This is a genomic window from Streptomyces sp. 15-116A (assembly GCF_025290915.1).
Taxonomy (GTDB): domain Bacteria; phylum Actinomycetota; class Actinomycetes; order Streptomycetales; family Streptomycetaceae; genus Streptomyces.
Window position 1 is genome coordinate 1 of the sequence record NZ_JAOCQE010000101.1, and the last position, 20,807, is coordinate 20,807.

19 protein-coding genes and 2 pseudogenes are annotated in these 20,807 nt (G+C 70.3%); 10 read left to right on the forward strand and 11 right to left on the reverse strand.

Translation table 11 applies throughout. From position 1 onward, the window contains the following. Window positions 1-445: SCO3374 family protein (locus N4P33_RS18035; RefSeq protein ID WP_260827650.1), on the reverse strand; the 445-nt coding region annotated here is incomplete at its 3' end. 430 nt (window positions 446-875) lie between these two features. On the opposite strand from N4P33_RS18035, the gene N4P33_RS18040 reads away from it, so the two are divergent. Beyond that, entirely contained in the window at window positions 876-3,401 is a 2,526-nt protein-coding gene (locus N4P33_RS18040; RefSeq protein WP_260827651.1) for an ATP-dependent Clp protease ATP-binding subunit, read from the forward strand. A 79-nt stretch (window positions 3,402-3,480) separates the two neighbouring features. Here N4P33_RS18040 and N4P33_RS18045 read toward each other — a convergent pair whose 3' ends face one another. Next, window positions 3,481-4,116: an HAD family acid phosphatase gene (locus N4P33_RS18045; RefSeq protein WP_260827652.1), complete on the reverse strand. Its 636-nt coding sequence runs from the start codon at window positions 4,114-4,116 to the stop codon at window positions 3,481-3,483. Between the two features lie 438 nt (window positions 4,117-4,554). Here N4P33_RS18045 and N4P33_RS18050 point away from each other — a divergent pair, with 438 nt between their 5' ends. Continuing rightward, window positions 4,555-5,265 carry a M23 family metallopeptidase gene (locus N4P33_RS18050; protein ID WP_260827653.1) on the forward strand — a complete coding sequence of 237 codons (711 nt, stop codon included), beginning with the start codon at window positions 4,555-4,557 and terminating at the stop codon, window positions 5,263-5,265. 24 nt (window positions 5,266-5,289) lie between these two features. Here N4P33_RS18050 and N4P33_RS18055 read toward each other — a convergent pair whose 3' ends face one another. Then, complete coding sequence (locus N4P33_RS18055; RefSeq protein WP_260827654.1) at window positions 5,290-5,886, reverse strand: TetR/AcrR family transcriptional regulator; 597 nt, start codon at window positions 5,884-5,886, stop codon at window positions 5,290-5,292. A 133-nt stretch (window positions 5,887-6,019) separates the two neighbouring features. Between N4P33_RS18055 and N4P33_RS18060 the strand changes: the two genes are divergently transcribed. The 3 genes from N4P33_RS18060 to N4P33_RS18070 all read left to right on the forward strand — a co-directional run bounded on the left by N4P33_RS18060 (window position 6,020) and on the right by N4P33_RS18070 (window position 8,613). Further along, window positions 6,020-7,606 (forward strand): MDR family MFS transporter, encoded by a 1,587-nt coding sequence (locus N4P33_RS18060; RefSeq protein ID WP_260827655.1) that lies wholly within the window; start codon window positions 6,020-6,022, stop codon window positions 7,604-7,606. 102 nt (window positions 7,607-7,708) lie between these two features. Next, window positions 7,709-8,182, forward strand: coding sequence for a helix-turn-helix transcriptional regulator (locus N4P33_RS18065; protein ID WP_260827656.1), 474 nt, complete (start codon window positions 7,709-7,711; stop codon window positions 8,180-8,182). After that, the gene (locus N4P33_RS18070) at window positions 8,179-8,613 is read left to right on the forward strand and encodes a VOC family protein (RefSeq protein WP_260827657.1); all 435 of its coding nucleotides are present in this window, start codon (window positions 8,179-8,181) and stop codon (window positions 8,611-8,613) included. The genes N4P33_RS18065 and N4P33_RS18070 overlap by 4 nt, the downstream gene beginning before the upstream one ends. Window positions 8,614-8,647: 34 nt before the next feature. Here N4P33_RS18070 and cseC read toward each other — a convergent pair whose 3' ends face one another. From cseC to N4P33_RS18095, 5 genes are all read right to left on the reverse strand, one after another. Then, window positions 8,648-10,126 (reverse strand): two-component system sensor histidine kinase CseC, encoded by a 1,479-nt coding sequence (cseC, locus tag N4P33_RS18075; protein ID WP_399029685.1) that lies wholly within the window; start codon window positions 10,124-10,126, stop codon window positions 8,648-8,650. Then, on the reverse strand, window positions 10,015-10,713 hold the full coding sequence (cseB, locus tag N4P33_RS18080) for a two-component system response regulator CseB (protein ID WP_260827659.1): 699 nt from the start codon (window positions 10,711-10,713) through the stop codon (window positions 10,015-10,017). Before cseB ends, cseC begins: the two co-directional genes overlap by 112 nt. A gap of 15 nt (window positions 10,714-10,728) precedes the next feature. Further along, window positions 10,729-11,388, reverse strand: a complete 660-nt coding sequence (locus N4P33_RS18085) for a hypothetical protein (protein WP_260827660.1) — start codon at window positions 11,386-11,388, stop codon at window positions 10,729-10,731. Next, window positions 11,376-11,915 (reverse strand): SigE family RNA polymerase sigma factor, encoded by a 540-nt coding sequence (locus tag N4P33_RS18090; RefSeq protein WP_260827661.1) that lies wholly within the window; start codon window positions 11,913-11,915, stop codon window positions 11,376-11,378. The genes N4P33_RS18085 and N4P33_RS18090 overlap by 13 nt, the downstream gene beginning before the upstream one ends. 438 nt (window positions 11,916-12,353) lie before the next feature. Then, on the reverse strand, window positions 12,354-13,289 hold the full coding sequence (locus N4P33_RS18095) for an A/G-specific adenine glycosylase (protein WP_260827662.1): 936 nt from the start codon (window positions 13,287-13,289) through the stop codon (window positions 12,354-12,356). 391 nt (window positions 13,290-13,680) lie between these two features. Between N4P33_RS18095 and N4P33_RS18100 the strand changes: the two genes are divergently transcribed. The 3 genes from N4P33_RS18100 to N4P33_RS18110 are packed head-to-tail and all read left to right on the forward strand — an operon-like array spanning window position 13,681 to window position 15,810. Next, window positions 13,681-14,904 (forward strand): transposase, encoded by a 1,224-nt coding sequence (locus tag N4P33_RS18100; RefSeq protein ID WP_260827663.1) that lies wholly within the window; start codon window positions 13,681-13,683, stop codon window positions 14,902-14,904. A gap of 55 nt (window positions 14,905-14,959) precedes the next feature. Beyond that, window positions 14,960-15,112 carry a hypothetical protein gene (locus tag N4P33_RS18105; RefSeq protein ID WP_260827664.1) on the forward strand — a complete coding sequence of 51 codons (153 nt, stop codon included), beginning with the start codon at window positions 14,960-14,962 and terminating at the stop codon, window positions 15,110-15,112. Next, window positions 15,109-15,810 (forward strand): response regulator transcription factor, encoded by a 702-nt coding sequence (locus N4P33_RS18110; protein WP_260827665.1) that lies wholly within the window; start codon window positions 15,109-15,111, stop codon window positions 15,808-15,810. Before N4P33_RS18105 ends, N4P33_RS18110 begins: the two co-directional genes overlap by 4 nt. Here the strand turns inward: N4P33_RS18110 and N4P33_RS18115 are convergent. Further along, a pseudogene (locus N4P33_RS18115) lies at window positions 15,770-16,396 on the reverse strand (phosphatase PAP2 family protein). The gene N4P33_RS18110 and the pseudogene N4P33_RS18115 sit on opposite strands and share 41 nt — an antisense overlap. A gap of 175 nt (window positions 16,397-16,571) precedes the next feature. Here N4P33_RS18115 and N4P33_RS18120 point away from each other — a divergent pair. After that, on the forward strand, window positions 16,572-17,420 hold the full coding sequence (locus N4P33_RS18120) for a hypothetical protein (protein ID WP_260827666.1): 849 nt from the start codon (window positions 16,572-16,574) through the stop codon (window positions 17,418-17,420). A gap of 175 nt (window positions 17,421-17,595) precedes the next feature. On the opposite strand, the gene disA is transcribed toward N4P33_RS18120, so the two are convergent. Continuing rightward, window positions 17,596-18,720, reverse strand: coding sequence for a DNA integrity scanning diadenylate cyclase DisA (gene disA, locus N4P33_RS18125; protein ID WP_260827667.1), 1,125 nt, complete (start codon window positions 18,718-18,720; stop codon window positions 17,596-17,598). Window positions 18,721-18,801: 81 nt separating this feature from the next. Next, window positions 18,802-20,211, reverse strand: coding sequence for a DNA repair protein RadA (gene radA, locus N4P33_RS18130; protein WP_260827668.1), 1,410 nt, complete (start codon window positions 20,209-20,211; stop codon window positions 18,802-18,804). A 221-nt stretch (window positions 20,212-20,432) separates the two neighbouring features. On the opposite strand from radA, the pseudogene N4P33_RS18135 reads away from it, so the two are divergent. Next, window positions 20,433-20,807: pseudogene (locus N4P33_RS18135) on the forward strand (hypothetical protein); the annotation flags it as partial.

Below are 20,807 nucleotides of genomic sequence, written 5' to 3' on the forward strand. Positions count from 1 at the left end.
CCCCCGGCTCGAGCGCCCCCTCACCCTCCCGCCTTCCAGGCACCGCCGCGTCCATCACGTGCCCCTCGCCCGGCCGCCCCCCAGCCACCGGTGCGTCCATCACGTCCCCCGCCCCCAGCCCCACCAGGTCGAGCCCCACGGCTCCCCACTCGAGCCACTCCAGCAGCTCCGGGAGTTCCTCCGCGCTGCCCGCGGTCACCAAGAAGCGCATTCGGGGGCCCTGGAGCGCCACCGGGAACGTGCAGCCCAGGGGGTCCAGGTGCCGCAGTGCCGCGTGGCCCGCTTCCGACGGGACGTCGAGGACGTCGAAGCGTGCGCCCAGCACCAGTCGCACCGGATCCCCGGGCACCGTGGGCCACCCCAGTTCGTTCTCGTACCAGTGCCGCACCCGTTCGGCGCACCCCTGCTCCAGGGGCCGGCGCGGCAGCGGGACGGTGGCAACCATGCCAAGTGCAACTGCCACAAGCCCCCTTGAGTTACGCTGGGTGTATACACGTATGCACAGAGTGTCGAACGTGGGGGCGTGTGGGGGCGTTAAACGGCGCAAGGTTGTTCGCCCGTAGCGGAGGGAACCCGTGCACTCGGCATGGACTGTCAGTAGCAGCGGGTAAGACATCCCTAGTGGGAGGGGGCGACATGCAGGGCAGGACGTCTCACGTTCGCCATGGGCGTACTGGCGATGGGGGTAACTGCCTGGCCTGCGGGAACATCGTCTCGCACCATCGGGTTGGAGCAGATGTCGGCGTTCGGGGTCAGGAGGCCATCGACGGTGTCGGCAGTTGGAATGAGCGGTCCCCGCTTGCGGGACTAAGCTGCGGAAGGACAGGGAGGGGAAGTTCCCCCCACTGCCTGACCGCTCTGAGGAGCGATTAACGATGTTCGAGAGGTTCACCGACCGCGCGCGGCGGGTTGTCGTCCTGGCTCAGGAAGAAGCCCGGATGCTCAACCACAACTACATCGGCACCGAGCACATCCTCCTGGGCCTGATCCACGAGGGTGAGGGTGTCGCCGCCAAGGCCCTTGAGAGCCTCGGGATTTCGCTCGAGGCGGTCCGCCAGCAGGTGGAGGAGATCATCGGCCAGGGCCAGCAGGCCCCGTCCGGCCACATCCCCTTCACCCCCCGTGCCAAGAAGGTCCTGGAGCTGTCGCTCCGCGAGGCCCTTCAGCTGGGCCACAACTACATCGGCACGGAGCACATCCTGCTCGGCCTGATCCGTGAGGGCGAGGGCGTCGCCGCCCAGGTCCTGGTCAAGCTGGGCGCAGATCTGAACCGCGTGCGGCAGCAGGTGATCCAGCTGCTCTCCGGTTACCAGGGCAAGGAGACCGCCACCGCCGGCGGTCCTGCGGAGGGCACGCCTTCCACGTCCCTGGTCCTCGACCAGTTCGGCCGGAACCTCACCCAGGCCGCTCGTGAGTCCAAGCTCGACCCGGTGATCGGGCGCGAGAAGGAGATCGAGCGGGTCATGCAGGTGCTGTCCCGCCGTACCAAGAACAACCCGGTGCTGATCGGTGAGCCCGGCGTCGGCAAGACCGCCGTCGTCGAGGGCCTCGCCCAGGCCATCGTCAAGGGCGAGGTGCCCGAGACCCTCAAGGACAAGCACCTCTACACCCTCGACCTGGGCGCCCTGGTCGCCGGTTCCCGCTACCGCGGTGACTTCGAGGAGCGCCTGAAGAAGGTGCTCAAGGAGATCCGCACCCGCGGCGACATCATCCTGTTCATCGACGAGCTGCACACGCTGGTCGGTGCGGGTGCCGCCGAGGGCGCCATCGACGCGGCGAGCATCCTCAAGCCGATGCTGGCCCGCGGCGAGCTGCAGACCATCGGTGCGACCACGCTGGACGAGTACCGCAAGCACCTGGAGAAGGACGCGGCCCTCGAGCGCCGCTTCCAGCCGATCCAGGTCGCGGAGCCGTCCCTGCCGCACACCATCGAGATCCTCAAGGGCCTGCGCGACCGCTACGAGGCGCACCACCGCGTCTCCATCACGGACGAGGCGCTGGTCCAGGCCGCCACCCTGGCCGACCGCTACATCTCGGACCGCTTCCTGCCGGACAAGGCGATCGACCTGATCGACGAGGCCGGTTCCCGGATGCGGATCCGCCGGATGACCGCGCCGCCGGACCTGCGCGAGTTCGACGAGAAGATCGCCGGTGTCCGCCGGGACAAGGAGTCCGCGATCGACTCGCAGGACTTCGAGAAGGCCGCCTCCCTGCGCGACAAGGAGAAGCAGCTCCTCGCCGCCAAGGCCAAGCGGGAGAAGGAGTGGAAGGCCGGCGACATGGACGTCGTCGCCGAGGTCGACGGCGAGCTGATCGCCGAGGTTCTCGCGACCGCCACCGGCATCCCGGTCTTCAAGCTGACCGAGGAGGAGTCCAGCCGTCTGCTCCGCATGGAGGACGAGCTGCACAAGCGGGTCATCGGCCAGGACGACGCCGTCAAGGCGCTGTCGAAGGCGATCCGCCGTACCCGCGCGGGTCTGAAGGACCCCAAGCGTCCCGGTGGCTCGTTCATCTTCGCCGGTCCGTCCGGTGTCGGTAAGACCGAGCTGTCCAAGGCGCTCGCGGAGTTCCTCTTCGGCGACGAGGACGCGCTGATCTCCCTCGACATGTCGGAGTTCAGCGAGAAGCACACGGTCTCGCGTCTCTTCGGTTCGCCCCCCGGCTACGTGGGCTACGAGGAGGGCGGCCAGCTGACGGAGAAGGTGCGCCGCAAGCCGTTCTCGGTCGTCCTGTTCGACGAGGTCGAGAAGGCCCACCCGGACATCTTCAACTCGCTGCTGCAGATCCTGGAGGACGGTCGCCTGACCGACTCCCAGGGCCGGGTCGTGGACTTCAAGAACACGGTCATCATCATGACGACCAACCTCGGCACCCGGGACATCTCCAAGGGCTTCAACCTCGGCTTCGCCGCCGCGGGTGACACGAAGACCAACTACGAGCGCATGAAGAACAAGGTCTCGGACGAGCTCAAGCAGCACTTCCGGCCCGAGTTCCTCAACCGCGTCGACGACGTGGTGGTCTTCCCGCAGCTGACCCAGGGCGACATCCTGCGGATCGTCGACCTGATGATCGGCAAGGTGGACGAGCGTCTGAAGGACCGGGACATGGGCATCGAGCTCTCCCAGTCCGCCAAGGAGCTGCTGTCCAAGAAGGGCTACGACCCCGTCCTGGGCGCCCGGCCGCTGCGCCGGACGATCCAGCGGGAGATCGAGGACTCGCTGTCGGAGAAGATCCTCTTCGGCGAGCTGCGCCCCGGTCACATCGTGGTCGTGGACACCGAGGGCGAGGGCGAGTCCCAGATTTTCACCTTCCGCGGCGAGGAGAAGTCGGCCCTGCCCGACGTCCCGCCGATCGAGCAGGCGGCCGGTGGCACCGGCCCGAACCTGAGCAAGGACGCGTAGCCACTGCGCTCACGCTGAACGCGAAAAGGGGCTGCCCCCGGACATCACGTCCGGGGGCAGCCCCTTTCTCATGTTCGCGTCAGGACAGCTGACCGTCGTAGTCCGGCAGCTTGAACGTCTTCTCCGCGTGGCCGCCCGAGAGGTCGGTGGGGCTGTTGCCGATGTTGGCGATGATCGTGTAGCCCTTGCGCTCGATGGCCACGCGCTGGGCGGTCTTGTAGTCGGCGACGTTCTTGAACAGGTCGAAGAAGCCGCGGACGTACAGGCCGGAGGACTCGTAGCCGGCCTGGTCGAGGTTCCACTCGGTGGGCGCGTAGATGATGCCCGGGCGGGCGGTCACGAAGAACAGGTCGACGCCGCGTTCCTCGGCGTACTGGGCGACCTCCAGGACCGGCTGGTTGGCGGGCTGCGGGAAGCTGAAGCCGAAGTCGGTCTCCAGGGCGGTGTTGTCGATGTCGAGGACGATCGCCTGCTTCTCGCCCGGCTTGCTGTCCGCGATGCGCTGCTTCACATAGGGCAGGGCCTGGTCCATCACCGCCTGGCAGTCCCGCTGCCAGGTGTCGTAGTCGACGTCCGCGGCGACGGCCGCCGTCGAAGCCGCAGGGGTGCCGGGGGCGGCGGTGGTGGCCTCGGCCGGTGCGGCCAGGGCCACCAGGGCGGTCGCGGAGACGGCGGTGACCGTTGCGCGGCTCAGCCAGGGGTGTCGGCTCTTCATCTCGTGGGGGGTCCTCTCACGTCCGGACGCCAACATGTCGTGTGCATGTTCGTGTGCGAGGGTGACGCGAGGTGAACCGTAGGGTTACCGGGCGGTAGGTGCCTAGAGGCCTGCGCCACATTTCTCGGGCGCCAAAACCAGCCCCGCGGTGACATGCTGCACAGGCGATATGTCCGGTACTAGCCGGAATAGTGGGAACACCCCAGAAACCAAATCGGACATCCAACGCAAAGCTTTGATCGATCAGCCTGAAATGGGGGTTTCGCCCCGTAAGAGGCCTCTGTCAAGAGACCTGCATCTCACCCCAGAACTACGAGGTTTCGTCGTAGGTCACACCTTTGCGGTGTTCTGGGCGGAAGGGCTACCAATGAATGGCCACCGCGGCGCGGTCCTGTGCGTCGGGTGGTTTTCCTCTGCCCCCTGCACCACGAGGTTTCGATGTTCGAGCGCGTCACGTCCCGTTCCTTCCGTCCGTCCCTGAACCGCACTCGCACGGCCGTGCTGGCCGCCGGCCTGGCGGGCTCGGTCGCGATGGGAGCCGGGATCGCGGCCGCCGCCGACACCACGGCCGCCTCCAGTGCCGCCACCGCCGTCCAGGCGCAGGCGGCTGCCCAGGCCAAGGCCGCTCAGGCCCAGGCGGTGAAGGCGGAGAAGGCTGCCGCCGCCAAGAAGGCCGCCGCCGCGAAGGCCGCCCAGGCGAAGAAGGCGGCTCAGGTCGCCGCGAAGAAGAAGGCCGCGTCCTGGGTCTCCCCGGTCAAGAGCTACAAGCTGTCCGCGAGCTTCGCGCAGAACGGCGGCATGTGGGCCTCCAAGCACTCCGGCCAGGACTACGCCGTCCCCACCGGCACCCCGGTCATGGCCACTCACGGCGGCACCGTCGTCAAGGCCGGCCCCAACGGCGCCGGCGACGGCCCCGCCTACGGCAACGCCGTCGTCATCAAGCACGGCAACGGCACGTACTCCCAGTACGCCCACCTGTCGCAGGTCAACGTGAAGATCGGCCAGATCGTCAAGACCGGCCAGAAGATAGCCCGGTCCGGCAACACCGGTAACTCCAGCGGCCCGCACCTGCACTTCGAGATCCGCACCACCCCGAACTACGGCTCGGCCATCGACCCGATGAAGTTCCTGCGCGCCCACGGCGCCTGACCGGGCCCGTAAGGCACGAGTGCCCTAAGAATCCCGCGCACCCCGGTGCGCCTGGGTGACCAGATCGATGGCGACCTCGAGGACGGCCCTGCGCTTGTCCTCGGGGTCGCCTTCGACGTCCTGCATGACGTGCATGCCCGCGTGCAGGGTGAACAGGGCGCTCACACAGCGCACCTGGTCGACCAGTTCGGCGTCCGGGTCCAGCAGGATGTCCCGCAGGCCCAGCATGCGGGTCTTGAACATCTCGCCGATGCGCAGCTCGCGCACGGTGGCCTGGTTCTCCTGCATGAAGCGGAACAGGGGGGCGGCGGCGAGCAGTGCCTCGCTGTAACGGCGGATGATCTCCTGCTTCGTCTCCAGCGTGCGCGGCTGCTGCCGGGCCCACTCGACCAGCTCCTCGACCGGCCGGTTGAGGTCCTCGAAGATGCTGACGAGGATCTCTTCCTTGGTCTTGAAGTGGTAGTACAGAGCGGCCTTGGTGACCTCCAGGCGCTCGGCGATCTCGCGCAGTGAGGTCTTCTCGTAGCCCTGCTCGGCGAAGAGTTCGAGCGCCACGTCCTGGATGCGCTGGCGGGTGTCCCCGCGGCGCCGCTGCTTGGTGCCGTCCATGGTGCCGCCCATCCTCCTACGTGACCTGCTCTTCCCAAAAACTTACTTGACGCCCGGCTAGTTACGCGGCTAGCTTTCCCAGTGTAGTGAACTAGCCGGGCGGCAAGTAAGTAGCGCGGCCCGCGTGACTGGGTGAGTGGGAGCGATGGCGGACACAGCGGCGGCGGCGATCGCCGGCAAGGACAGCGGCGGCACACAGCCGAAGAGCGTGCGGGTCGTCCTGCTCGCGCTGATGATCGCGATGATGCTCGCGATGCTGGACAACATGATCATCGGCACCGCGATGCCGACGATCGTGGGCGAGCTGGGCGGCCTGGAGCACCTCTCCTGGGTCGTCACCGCCTACACCCTCGCGACCGCGGCCTCCACCCCGGTCTGGGGCAAGATCGGCGACATGTACGGGCGCAAGGGCTCCTTCCTGGCGTCCATCGTGATCTTCCTGATCGGCTCCGCGCTCAGCGGCATGGCCCAGAACATGGGCGAGCTGATCGGCTTCCGCGCCGTGCAGGGCCTGGGCGCCGGCGGTCTGATGGTCGGCGTCATGGCGATCATCGGCGATCTGATCCCGCCCCGCGAACGCGGCAAGTACCAGGGCATGATGGCCGCGGTCATGGCGCTGGCGATGATCGGCGGCCCGCTGGTCGGCGGCACCATCACCGACAACTGGGGCTGGCGCTGGGCCTTCTACATCAACCTGCCGCTCGGCGCGATCGCGCTGGCCGCCGTCGGCGCCGTACTGCACCTGCCGAAGAAGCGGGCCAAGGCCGGCATCGACTACCTCGGCGTCGTCCTGCTCACCGTCGGCATCACCGCGATCGTGCTGGTCACCACCTGGGGCGGCACGGAGTACGCCTGGACCTCCGCGCGGATCATGGAGCTGACCGGCCTCGGCGTGGCCGCGCTGGTCGGCTTCGTGCTCTGGCAGACCAAGGCCGCCGAGCCGGTACTGCCGCTGCACATCTTCCGCAGCCGCAACTACACGCTGATGTCCGTCATCGGCTTCATCACCGGCTTCGTGATGTTCGGCGCGGTGCTGTTCCTGCCGCTGTACCAGCAGTCCGTGCAGGGCGCCTCCGCGACCAATTCCGGTCTGCTGCTCCTGCCGATGCTCGGCGCCATGCTCGTCACCTCGATGGTCGCCGGCCGGGTGACCACCAGCACCGGCCGCTACAAGATGTTCCCGGTGGCCGGCAGCGTCCTGATGATCGTCGGCCTGTATCTGCTGTCCACCATGGACACCGGCACCTCCCGGCTCACCTCCGGGATCTTCATGGCCGTCGTCGGCCTCGGCATGGGCTGCCTGATGCAGATCACCATGCTGGTCGCGCAGAACAGCGTGGAGATGAAGGACATGGGCGTGGCCTCCTCGTCCGCGACCCTCTTCCGCACCCTCGGCTCCTCCTTCGGCGTGGCGGTGATGGGCGCGCTGTTCAACAGCCGGGTCCAGGACGTCATGACCGAGCGGGCCGGGGCGCTGGGCTCCAAGGTCACCGAGCAGTCCGCCCAGCTGACCGAGGAGGGCATGGCGGCGCTGCCGGCGGCGGCCCGTGAGGCCTACCAGCACGCGGTGTCCTCGGGCACCCACGGGGCGTTCCTGCTGGGCGCGGTCGTCGCGGTGATCTCGCTGGCGGCGGCGGTGTTCGTCAAGGAGGTCCCGCTGAAGGGTGCGGGCCCCAAGGACGCGACGTCTAAGGACGAGCCCGCGCCGGCACCCGTGGGCGAGGCCGTCTGACCGTCCTCCCGTACACCCGAGAGCCCCCCCCCGGCCGTGTCCGCCCGGGGGGCTCTCGGCATGCCAGGGCCGATGTCAGACCCTCGTGCCACCATCGATCGCATGGACAAGGCGCGCCAGCTGAGGCTGGCCAAGGACGCGATGGACCGGGACTGGGCCGACCCGGACCTCGACCTGGACGCGATCGCGGCACACGCCGGGTACTCGCGCTACCACTTCCTGCGCGCCTTCAAGGAGACCTACGGCGAGACCCCCGGCCAGTACCTGACGCACCGCAGGATCGAGCGCGCCGAGGAGTATCTGCGCGTCGCCGATCTGAGCGTGACGGAGATCTGCCACCTGGTCGGCTTCAGCAGCCTCGGCACGTTCTCCGCCCGCTTCAAGGCCCGCACCGGCCTCACCCCCACCGAGTACCGCTCCCAGCACGTCGGCCGGGGCGCCGCCCTCATCCCCGGCTGCTACGCGATGCTGTGGGCCGGCGGCTTCCCCACCGCAACTTCGAAGAAGCGCCCCGCGTCCCGCCCTGCCTACGGTGAGGAGCGGATACCCACCCACGACAGGAGCGCGGAGCCATGATCAAGGGGCTCGGAATCAGCACCGTATGGACCTTCGACCAGCAGCGCACGAAGGCGTTCTTCACCGAGAAGCTCGACTTCGAGGTGCGCAGCGATCTCTCGCTGGGCGACATGCGCTGGATCACCGTCGGCGCCAAGGACCAGCCCGAGGTCGAGCTGGCCCTGATGAGCCTCGACGGCCCCGGCCTGGACGCCGACTCGTCCGCGGCGCTGAAGAAGCTGGTCAGCAAGGGCGTCATCGGCGCGGGGGCGTTCCGCACGGACGACTGCCGCGGTGACTACGAGACGTTCAAGGCGCGCGGGGTGGAGTTCATCCAGGAGCCGCAGGAGCGGCCGTACGGCATCGAGGCGATCTTCCGCGACGACAACGGCAACTGGTACTCGCTGACCGAGCGCAGCGAGGAGCTGGACTTCTCGAAGTCGTTCGGATGAGCCGGACCGTCCCGGTGAGCCGCCGCCACTGAGCTCACGGCAGCAGCATCGGATAGCTGCCCGTGTCCGTAGGCGCGTGTTCCGGCAGCCACAGCACGGCGACCGCGCCCTCGCACGGTACGTCGTCCGGCGCCCCGGCCGGCCGGACGTTGCGGAAGGTCAGCCGCGCGCCGAGCACCCGGGCCTGTCCGGCGGCGATGGTCAGGCCGAGGCCGTGGCCCCGGCCCGCCCGGTCCTTGCTGCCGGTGCGGAAGCGGCTCGGGCCCTCGGCGAGCAGGTCCTCCGGGAAGCCGGGCCCGTGGTCGCGGACCCGGATCACCCGGCCCTCCACGGTGACCTCGATGGGCGGCCTGCCGTGCCGGGCGGCGTTGGCGAGCAGGTTGAACAGCACGCGCTCCAGGCGCCGCGGATCCGTGGTCACCTCCGACTCGTGCACCACGTGCACCGTGACGTCGGGCTCCTTCGCCGCGACCCGCCGGGTGACGAACTGGCCCAGCAGGATGTCCTGCAGCTCGGCCCGCTCGGAGGCGCCGTCCAGCCGGGCCACCTCCAGCACGTCCTCGACCAGGGTGCGCATCGCCTTCGCCCGGTCCAGCACCAGCTCGGTCGGCCGGCCCGGCGGCAGCAGCTCGGCGGCGGTGAGCAGCCCGGTCACCGGGGTGCGCAGCTCGTGCGCGATGTCGGCGGTGACCCGGCGCTCGGCCTCCAGCCGCTGCCGCAGCGCGTCCGCCATGGCGTCCACCGCGCTGGCGAGATCGTCGGTCTCGTCCCGTACGACCCCGCCGATGGCCTCGCGCACCCGCACGTCCGTCTCGCCCTTGGCGACCCGCCCCGCGGCGGTGGCCGCCTTGCGCAGCCGGCGCGAGAGATGACCGCCGATCAGCACACCGAGCGCGCTGCCGCCGAGGACGACCGCGATGGAGCCGATCACCAGCGCCTGGTCGAGGTCCTTGAGGATGTCGGAACTGCGGTCGGTGAAGCCCGAGTGCAGCGACATCACCTGCCCGTTCTTCAGCGGCACGGCCGCCCAGATGTCCGGCGCCCCGCCCGGCCGGTCGGCCACGTACGTCGCCCGGCGTCCCGCCTCGACCTTCTCCCGCAGCTCGGGCGGCAGCTCCGGGTCGTTGATCTTGGTGTTGGGGAAGTTCAGCCGGCCGGACAGCTCGTAGTTGCGCTGGGCGACCATGATCCGCTCGTCGGCCAGGTCCCGCGCGTTGTCCAGCATCGACACCCGCGCCGCGTTGTGCACGACCAGGCTCAGTACGACCGCCACCAGCGCGCCGACCAGCGCGATCGCCGCGCTCAGCTTCCACCGCAGGCCCGCCCCGAGGCCCACCCGGTCGACGCACGCGGCCACCAGGCGGCCGAGCCGCCCCCGCCTTGTCCCCCGCATCGGTCCGCTCAGGCCTTCAGCTTGTAACCGAAGCCGCGGACCGTCTCGATACGGTCCTGCCCGATCTTCGTCCGCAGCCGCTGCACATGCACGTCGACGACGCGGGTGTCGCCGCCCCAGCCGTACTCCCACACGCGCTCCAGCAGCCGGTCGCGGGAGAGGACGGTGCCCGGCGCCGAGGAGAACTCCAGCAGCAGCCGCATCTCGGTCGGCGTCAGCGCCACCGGCTCCCCGGCCCGGCGCACCTCCATGCCCTCGGTGTCGATCTCCAGCTCGCCGAAGGACAGCACCCCGCCGTCGTCCGCGGCGCCCTCCTCCTCGCGGCCACCGCTCGCCCGCCCGAAGCGGCGCAGCACCGCCCGGATCCGGGCCACCAGGACGGCACCGTCGAACGGCTTGGTCACATAGTCGTCGGCGCCCGCCTCCAGGCCCAGCACGACGTCGATCGAGTCGGCGCGCGCCGACAGCATGATCACCGGCACCATCGACTCGTCGCGGATGCGCCGGCACAGGCTCACGCCGTCCAGGCCGGGGACCATGACGTCGAGCAGCGCGATGTCGGGACGGTTCGCCCGGAACGCCTCCAGGCCCGACAGACCGTCGGGCATCGCGGTGACGGCGAAGCCGTCCCGTTCCAGGGCGAGCTGGGTGGCCTCGCGGATGACGTCGTCGTCCTCGACGAACAGCACGTGGGTCTGGTCTGCCATGGGTCAGTCTCAGTCTCAGCCTTCGGGCACCGGCGTCGGCTCCGCGCCGGCCACCTTGCCGTAGTCGTTGTGCGTGCGGTACTCCTCGGTGAACCGGCCCGAGGTCCAGCGATACGTGATCACGTTCTCCCCGGACGGGCTCGACACCGGATCGCCGGGGTCGTACACCTGCTTGGTCACCACCAGGTCCCCCCGGTCGATCTCCGCGTACACGGGCGGCTCCTCCGCCGTGAACACGTTCCGGTACTCACCGCCCTCGCCGCGATAGACGTAACTGCCGACACCCACGGCGTCCCCGCAGGTCAGCACGTTGATGACGACGTCGTCGCCGGGCCCTCCGGTGAGATTGCCGTAGGAGACGTCGACGGGGTACTCGTCGGCGACACACGGCTTCAGATCCCGCTTGACCTCCGCCGAGACGGAGGGGTCGGACTTGATCAGCCGGACCGCGTCCACCCGGTCGGGCGTGCTCGACGCCGCGGCGGACGGAGCGGCGGCGGAGCTCGGCACGGCGTCCGCCTCCGCGTGCGCCGGGCCCTCGTCCCGGGCACCGGTGCCGCCTGTGCCGCAGGCCGCGGTGAAAAGGCCGAGGGCGGCGAGCACGGCCGTCGCCGTACCCGCCGCCTGGGCGGTTCCCCGGGCCCGTGTGGACCCCGCGCCGGTCAGGCCGCGCAACGCTCCCGCTCCTCACGCTCCAGCGCCCGTGCGTCCAGATCGCGCGCCTCCAGCTCCTCGCGGAGCCGGGCGAGCGCCCGGTGCAGCGTGCTCTTGACCGTTCCGGCCGACATGCCGAGTGCGGCGGCCGTCTCCTCGGTGGACATCTGCTCCCAGTGTCGCAGCACCACGACGCTGCGCTGCTTCGGGGCGAGCACCTTCAGCACGTCCATCAGCAGGGCGCGGTCGGCGTGCTGCTCGGTGGCGTCGTCCACGCTGGCGTCCGGGAGCTGCTCGGTCGGCACCTCCTCCAGCTTGCGGGCGCGCCACCACTCCGTCCGCGTGTTGATCATGACGCGGCGCAGATAGGCGTCGGCGAGGCGCTTGTCCTCTATCGTCTCCCAGCGGCCGTACGTCCGGGCCAGCGCGGTCTGCAGCAGGTCCTGCGCGTCCACCGGGTCCGGGACCAGCCGGCGGGCACTGCGCAGCAGCGCGTCCTGCCGGGTGCGGACGTACTCCTCGAACTCGAGCACCTCGCCCTGCGCCATGGTGAACCGCCTCCTGCTTCCCCGTTTCCGGCCCACCCCTGCGGGCCGGTGCACTGCCTGTGTTCCGTGGTCTGCGCGCCCTCACCGGGCACGCAGAAGAAGCTACGGAGGCGTTGTCACGGCCCTGTGCGAAGCACCCTGCGGGCAGCCCTCGGCTGTCCGTCGGTTGTGTAACGGAGGGAGGAAGGGGGTAAAACGGCGGGGCGGTTGGGTAGGGGATGCCGGATTTGCGCACGTATCTTTCATGCGCAGGCGGGCGCCGGGCGGAGAGGCCGCGCCGCCGATCCGGTCCATCCCGTCCATCCCGCGGGCAGTCGTGCCTCCCCCAGTGCCTCAAGGGCCTGGGAGGTACCCCCAGCGGCACGGGTGGGCGCGGACGGTGCCCCCGTCAGCGCCGGGCTGCGCGAGCCACCCCCGGCCGGCACCGACACCCGGCGTTCAGGCCAACGGCAACCGGTACAAACCCCCCGGCAACGGCTCCACCAAGCCGTCCGCGACGAGCCCGTCCAGCGCACGAGCCCGCTGCACCGGCTCATGCCACACCCGGTCCAACGCAGCCTGCGGCACCGGTCCGTGCGCCTCCCGCAACACCGCGAGCAACCGCCCCCGCACCTGCCGGTCCGTACCCGCGTACGTCTGCCCCCGCCGCGGCGGCCCCTCGTGCGCCGGCTTGCCCGCGAGCCGCCACGCGCACTGCGCCGCGATCGGGCACCGATGGCACGACTCGTTCTTCGCCGTGCACACCAGCGCCCCCAGCTCCATGGAGGCGGCGGCCCACCGGGCGGCGGTCGACTCGTCCTCCGGCAGCAGGGCCCGCGCGAGCCGCCGCTCGGCCGCGGTCGTGGCGTTCGGCGGATACTGCACCCCGGTCACCGCCCGGGCGAACACCCGCCGCACATTGGTGTCCAGCACCGGATGCCGCTGCCCGTACGCGAACGACGCCACCGCCGCCGCGGTGTACTCACCGATACCGGGCAGCGCCAGCAGCTGCGCATGATCGGCCGGTACGTCTCCACCGTGCCGTTCCGCTATGGCGACGGCCGCACCGTGCAGCCGCAGCGCCCGGCGCGGATACCCGAGCCGGCCCCAGGCACGCACGGCCTCGCCGGGCGCCTCCGCCGCGAGGTCGGCGGGACGCGGCCAGCGGGCCAGCCACTGCTCGTAGACGGGCAGGACCCGGTTCACCGGGGTCTGCTGCAACATGAACTCACTGACCATCACCCCCCACGCACCGGCCTCCGGGCGCCGCCACGGCAGGTCACGGGCGTGCTCGTCGAACCAGTCGATCACGGGGGAGTGCAGCGGCTCTCCAAGAGCACGCTCGGACGCGGAATCGGCGGTGCCGCCGTACGGGGGCTTCGTGGGAGCAGTCATGACCCATCGATCCTGCCACGTCGAGGGGGACCGATCGGGTACATGCGGCCGTGTGTATGGGTACGGGTCTTCGTGACCGTCCCTTCGGCCGGTCCGTCTCGAAGCGTGCCCCGCACCTGACGATCGGCAGCAGCGGCGGTCCTGCCCGACCGGGACGTCCACGACCCGCCCGTGGAGCGGGTTCCCGCACCGCCCGAGGGTGCCGACTGCCGCTACCGGGATTCATTCGCAGTGCTTCGGCCTTCAGGCCGGGGGTGGAGCGAATCTCATGGTGGCGACGCGGAGCGTCGCGGTGTTGTTCCGGCGGAGCCGGGCAGTGCACCGCTCCGGTGACGTCTCGTGCACATGTTCCCGGTGACAGTGGGTGTTCGAGCTTTCCAGGGTGATCGGCATGCAGCTCCGGTACGCCTTCAGGCTCTACCCGGACGCCGGCCAGCAGACGGCGTTGGCGAAGGCGTTCGGGTGCGCCCGTGTCGTGTTCAACGACGCGGTCCGCGCCCGTGAAGACGCCCGTAGAGCCGGGCAGCCGTTCCCGACGGCCGGTCAGCTGTCCCGGAAGCTGATCACCGAGGCGAAGCAGACGAAGGAGCGGTGCTGGCTGGGTGAGGTCTCCGCGGTGGTGCTCCAGCAGTCCCTGCGGGACGCCGAGACGGCGTACCGCAACTTCTTCGCCTCCCTCAAGGGCACCCGCAAGGGACCCAGGCTGGGTGCCCCACGGTTGAAGTCCCGCAAGGACACGCGGCAGTCGATCCGGTTCACCGCCAACGCCCGCTGGAGCATCACCGACGGCGGCCGGCTGAACCTGCCGAAGATCGGCGCAGTGAAGGTGAAGTGGTCCCGCCGCCTGCCGTCCACGCCCAGCTCGGTGACCGTGATCAGGGACGCGGCCAGCCGGTTCTTCGCGTCGTTCGTCATCGACACCGACCCGGCCGCCGACGCCACGGCGATGCCGGACAGCGACCAGAGCATCGGCATCGACCTCGGTCTGACGCACTTCGCGGTGCTGTCCACCCGCGAGAAGATCGACTCGCCGCGGTTTCTGCGCCGGGCGGAGAAGAAGCTGAAGAAGGCCCAGCGGGAGCTGTCCCGCAAACAGAAAGGATCGAAGAACCGGGAGAAGGCACGGGTGAAGGTCGCCCGCGCCCACGCCAAGGTCACCGACGCACGCCGCGAGTTCCACCACCAGCTCTCCACCCGGCTGATCCGCGAGAACCAAGCGATCGCCGTGGAGGACCTGTCGGTGGCAGGACTGGCGCGCACGAGGCTGGCCAAGTCCGTGCACGACGCGGGCTGGTCACAGTTCGTGGCCATGCTGGAGTACAAGGCCAAGCGGTACGGCCGCACCCTGGTGAAGATCGGCCGGTTCGAACCGACCTCCCGGACCTGCCACGCCTGCGGCGCCGTGGACGGACCCAAACCATTGAGTGTGCGGGAATGGACCTGTCGTGTCTGCGGCACCGTCCACGACCGGGACACCAACGCCGCGATCAACATCAAGACGGCCGCCGGACTGGCGGTATCGGCCTGCGGAGCGCCGGTAAGACCGGGAGGAATCCCGGCACAGCGCGAAGAAACAGGAAGCCTCGGATTCCCGACCGGAAACCGTGCCGCGTAGCGGCACAGCAACCAGTCAAGGAAGGCCAGAATCCTCGCCCTTCAGGGCGAGGAGCATGTCAATACCGTGCGAGCGGCGAACTGTCGTCTCCGTCGACCACTTCCGGCTGTGCTTCGACGGCGAGGGTCGCCTGATCGCCAAGGACGTCGTCCCGCGCGTCGGTCTGACGGGAGAACAGCGCGACTACGACGAGGAGTTCACGAAGTGATCCGGGTGCTGCTGGCCGACGACGAGGCGATGGTGCGCGCGGGTGTGCGCGCCATTCTGGACAGCGGCGGCGAGACGGACGTCGTCGCGGAGGCGGGCGACGGCCGCGAGGCCGTCGAACTGGCCCGCGCCCACCGCCCCGACGTGGCCCTGCTCGACATCCGGATGCCCCGCCTGGACGGCCTCGCGGCGGCCGAGGAGATCGTACGGACCGTGCCCGGCACGGCTGTCGCGATGCTCACCACGTTCTCCGAACGCGCCTATGTGGCCCGCGCGCTGAGCGGCGGCGCCACCGGCTTCCTGCTCAAGTCCGGTGACCCGTACGAACTCATCGCGGGCGTACGGGCAGTGGCGGGCGGCGCGGCCTTCCTGTCGCCGAAGGTGGCCCGGTACGTCATCGAGGGACTCGGCGACGGCAGGCTCAGCCGTGAGGCACAGGCACGCGCGCGCGTGGCGGACCTCAGCCCGCGGGAGCGCGAGGTGCTCGGGCTGGTGGGGGCCGGCCTGTCCAACCCGGAGATCGCGACCCGCCTGCATCTGGTGGAGGGCACCGTGAAGGCGTACGTCAGCTCGGTCCTGGACCCCCTCGGCGTACGCAACCGCGTACAGGCGGCGATCGTGGCGTACGAGGCGGGGCTCGTGGAGGACGGCGGCGGCGTCAGCGGCGTACCGCGGAACGGGCTGGCCCCGGGCCGGTGAACCAGCGCACCGCAGGCGCCTGCGACGTCCGCATCGCCTCCGTCAGCCGGACCGCCGGGCCTGTGCCCAGCCGCACGGCCGCGAAGGCGACGGCCGCTCCGAGGAGCAGGCCCGCGGCGACGTCGTGGGGGTAGTGCACCGCCGACGAAGACGCGCGAGAAGGCCATCAGCAGCGCGAGCGGAGCCGTGAGCCAGATCAGCACATGGCGGACCAGGACCAGGGTGAGCGCCGAGGCGCCCGCGATGGTGGCGTGATTGCTGGGAACGACCAGTCGCCGTGCGGCGGGCAGTCGGCCAGCGACGGCGCGGCGTCCGTGACCGCACGGCACGGACGCTCCTGCGTGACAACGGACTTGAGTACCTCACTGCAGACGTACGCCACAGCCGTGGCCAAGGGTGCAAGGGCCGCGATCGCGAACGCGTGCGGGTCGGCCCGCCGGGCCCGCCACCAGGCGAGGACGAACAGCGCGATGAAGACCAGCAGTCCGGCCTCGGTTCCTGTTTCGGCCGTGTGCTGTACCCACGTCGGCGTGTCTTGCGCGTAGTCGGTGATGTCGCGGTAGAGCCCGCTGTCCACGAAGTCCATGGTCACGGACCGTAGGCGGGGCGCCGGTTCGGTCACACCCCGCGATCGTCGTGTGCCGTACCTGACGAAAGACAGGGGTGGCAGAGGGAATTCCGGGATGATGATCCGGAAAAGTTGCGGATCTCAGCGGCGGGTGGGGCCAGCGAACGCGCCGATCTCTCGTACAGTTTGCGCCGTGGGATCTCTGCGCAATCCGGTCGGGCCGCTTCCCTCCTCCATCTACTGGCGACGGAGGGCCGTACTGCTGTCTGTACTAGCCCTGTTGGCGCTGTTGATCACCTGGATCGTCAGCTCGGGCGGTGGAGGCGGCGGCGACCGCGACAACGGTGCCAACGGCAAGAATCCCGCGCCGTCCATCACTCCCGGACCGTCGAGTTCGGGGCCGGCGATCAGCCAGGCGCCGGGCGGGCGCGACGAGTCGGAGGGCGGCGGGTCCGGGGGCTCGTCCGGTGCCGGGGACGACGGGGCGAACGGTGATCCCGGGGACTCCGGGGGTGCGGACGGTTCCGGTGGCGGCTCGGGCGAAGGCGCCGGGGGGAGCGCCGGTGGCGGCGCCGAAGGCGGTACGTCGGCGGGGGTCGGGGCGGGGGACGCCTTGCCGGCCGGATCCGGGTCGAAGCTGCCCAACTGTACGGCGAGTGCGGTGAAGTTCAGCCTGCGCAGTGCCCGGAACACGTACGAGCCCGGGGCGACGCCGACGTTTCTGCTGACCGCGCGGAATGTCTCCGGGAGCGACTGCAAGGTCGATCTCGGGCCGAAGAACGCGGTGTTGACGGTCACTCAGGCCGATGGTGACGACGCGTACTGGTCGTCGGACGACTGCCCCAAGGGTGCGGGGAGCCTGGTGTTCCGGGTGCCTGCGGGGGAGAGCATCACGTACACCGTGAAGTGGGACCGGAAGCCGAGTGAGCCGAAGTGTGCGACGCCGGGTGCGGGGTCGGCGAAGCCGGGGACGTACCTGGTGGAGGCGAAGGCACCGGGGTTCGAGAAGGTGCGGACGTCGTTCGTGCTGGATGCGGACTAGCGGTTGCCTTCGTCGGTGGCCCGGGGTGGGGCTGGGCGGGGGTTGGTTCGCTCGCCCGCGCTAGCGGGGTGCCGCATGCGACTGACGTCAGCTGGAGTTACCTAGGGGCGCGGGGAACTGCGCGACCAGCCCCCACCGGGCCGCAGCTCTGTACGAACCGGTCCCACCGCCGCCCTCAGACGTACCGCTCCAGAATCGAGCTCTCCGCCAGCCGCGACAGACCCTCCCGTACGCTGCGCGCCCGCGCCTCGCCCACTCCGTCCACCGTCTGGAGATCGTCGACGCTCGCCGCCAGCAGCTTCTGCAGGCCCCCGAAGTGTTCCACCAGCCGGTCGATGATCGCGCCCGGCAGCCTCGGGACCTTGGCCAGCAGGCGGAAGCCTCGCGGGGAGACCGCCGAGTCGAGGGTCTCGGGGGAGCCGGTGTAGCCCAGCGCACGCGCCACCGTCGACAGCTCCAGCAGCTCCGCGTGGCTGAGCGCGTCCAGCTCGTACAGCGCCTCGTCGACCGTGCGGGAGCGCTTCGCGGTGGGCTCGGGGACGTAGTCCCGTACGACCAGTTCGCGCTCCGGCTCCACACCGGCGATCAACTCGTCCAGCTGGAGGGCGAGGAGACGCCCGTCGGTGCCCAGTTCGACCACGTACTCGGCGATTTCGGTGGCGATGCGGCGCACCATCTCCAGGCGCTGCGCGACCGCCGAGACGTCCCGCACGGTGACCAGGTCCTCGATCTCCAGCGCCGACAGCGTGCCGGCGACCTCGTCGAGGCGGAGCTTGTAGCGCTCCAGGGTGGCCAGCGCCTGGTTCGCGCGGGAGAGGATCGCCGCCGAGTCCTCCAGGACGCGGCGGTGGCCGTCGACGTAGAGGGCGATCAGGCGCATCGACTGGGAGACGGAGACGACCGGGAAGCCGACCTGCTTGGAGACGCGGTCGGCGGTGCGGTGCCGGGTGCCGGTCTCCTCCGTGGGGATCGTGGGATCCGGGACCAGCTGGACGCCGGCCCGCAGGATCTTCGACAGGTCCGAGGACAGCACGATGCCGCCGTCCAGCTTGCACAGCTCGCGCAGCCGGGTCGCGGTGAACTCGACGTCCAGCACGAAACCGCCCGTGCACAGCGCCTCGACGGTCTTGTCGGAGCCGAGCACGATGAGACCGCCGGTGTTGCCGCGGAGCACTCGCTCCAGGCCGTCACGCAGTGCGGTGCCGGGTGCCACGGCGCTCAGCGAGGCGCGCATCAGGCCCTCGGAGCCGGCGCTCCCACCGGACTTTCCGGGAGCTGCTGCCCGGTCGTTGGCTGCCACTGCACTCCTCCGGTCGCAGGTTCTGGGGCGCCCTCGTTTCGCACACTCGGTTCGTACGGACGGGCGAGACCTGGGCAAAGTCTACCGGCGGTCCTCCGTCTCCCGTGGGGCCTCTCGGCGACGGGAGCGGGGAAGAACGCGAAGAGCGTCCCCTATGTCCGCGACTTCCAGGACCTTCATACCGGCCGGGATCCTGCCCGGATCGCCCGGCACCAGGGCATGTGTGAAGCCCAGACGGTGCGCCTCGGCGAGCCTGCGCTGCACGCCCGTGACGCGTCTCACCTCGCCCGCGAGTCCGACCTCGCCGATCGCGACGAGATTCTTCGGCAGCGGGGTGTCGCTGGCCGCGGAGGCGAGCGCGAGCGCCACGGCGAGGTCCGCGGCCGGTTCCGAGAGCTTCACCCCGCCGACCGTTGCGGAGTAAATGTCCCGTTTGCCCAAGGCGCTGATCCGGCCGCGCTGTTCCAGCACGGCGAGCATCATCGACACGCGGGAGGTCTCCAGGCCCGAGGTGGTGCGCCGGGGGGAGGGGATCTGCGAGTCCACGGTGAGCGCCTGTACTTCGGCGACCAGCGGGCGGCGGCCCTCCAGGGTCACCGTCAGGCAGGTGCCGGGGACCGGTTCGTCACGGCGGGTCAGGAACAGTCCGCTCGGGTCCGCGAGGCCCGTGATGCCCTCGTCGTGCAGTTCGAAGCAGCCGACCTCGTCGGTCGTGCCGTAGCGGTTCTTCACGCCCCGGACCAGGCGCAGCCGCGCGTGCCGGTCGCCCTCGAAGTGCAGGACGACGTCCACCAGGTGCTCCAGCAGACGCGGGCCCGCGATCGCACCGTCCTTGGTGACATGGCCCACGAGGAGTGTGGACATCCCGCGCTCCTTGGAGGCGCGGATCAGCGCGCCGGCCACCTCGCGGACCTGCGCCATGCCGCCCGGGGCGCCGTCGATCTCGGGGGACGCGACCGTCTGCACGGAGTCCAGGATCAGCAGGGACGGCTTCACCGCGTCCAAGTGGCCGAGGACGGCGGCAAGATCCGTCTCGGCGGCGAGATACAGGTGATCGTCGATGGCGTGGATGCGGTCGGCGCGCAGCCGGACCTGGCTCGCCGACTCCTCGCCCGTGACGTACAGGGTGCGGTGCTCGTCGCTCGCCGACTTGGCCGCGACGTCCAGCAGCAGCGTGGACTTGCCGACACCGGGCTCGCCCGCGACGAGCACCACCGCGCCGGGGACCAGTCCGCCGCCGAGCACTCGGTCCAGCTCGGGCACGCCGGTGGAGCGGGCGGCGGCCTGGCGGCCGTCCACCTGGCCGATGGGCAGGGCGGAGGTGGTGACCCGGCCGGGTGTCGTCGTACGGACCGCGGGCGCGCCGTACTCCTCGACCGTGCCCCATGCCTGGCATTCGGGGCAGCGGCCGAGCCACTTGGCCGTCTGCCAGCCGCACTCCGTGCAGCGGTAGGACGGGCGGTCCTTGGTGGTCTTGGTACGGGCAGCCATGCGCACAAGGTATCGGCCGGGTCTGACAGCGGGCTGGCCTCGTCCTCGAACGCCGGACGCGCTGGGAGGCCGTCCGGCGGCGTGAAGGCGAGCCGGAGAAAAATCGTCCCATCCGTTGAGCGAAAGGTTCCTGTCCTCGATTGAGGGATCGTTTCACCCGTACGGACTAAAAAAGCCCAGGGCTCCGGAAGGGGGCACCCGAGGCCCCCTACGGTCGCCGAATGATGAGCAGTGGCCCGGAGACCTCGACCCGCACGACCGGCGCACACCGGGCGCACCGGGAGGTGCGTGACCGTGGGGCCGCCCGCGCACTCGCGAAGCGGCCGCCCGCGCCGCACGAGCCGTATCTGGACGGCCTGTTCACCTACTGCCTGTCCGTGCTGTGCGATCACGACGCGGCGACCGCCGCCCTCGCCGACGTCCTCGCGCTCGCCGAGCGCCGCGGCCGGCATGTCCCGGGCGCGCCCGGAGAGCGCCGGGCCTGGCTGTACGCGCTGGCCCGCTGGGCGTGCCTGCGCAAGCTGACCGAGGCCAAGCAGAAACGTCAGGCCACGCACGCGGCGGGCCGTACCGACCGGCAGCGGGCGGCCCGCACG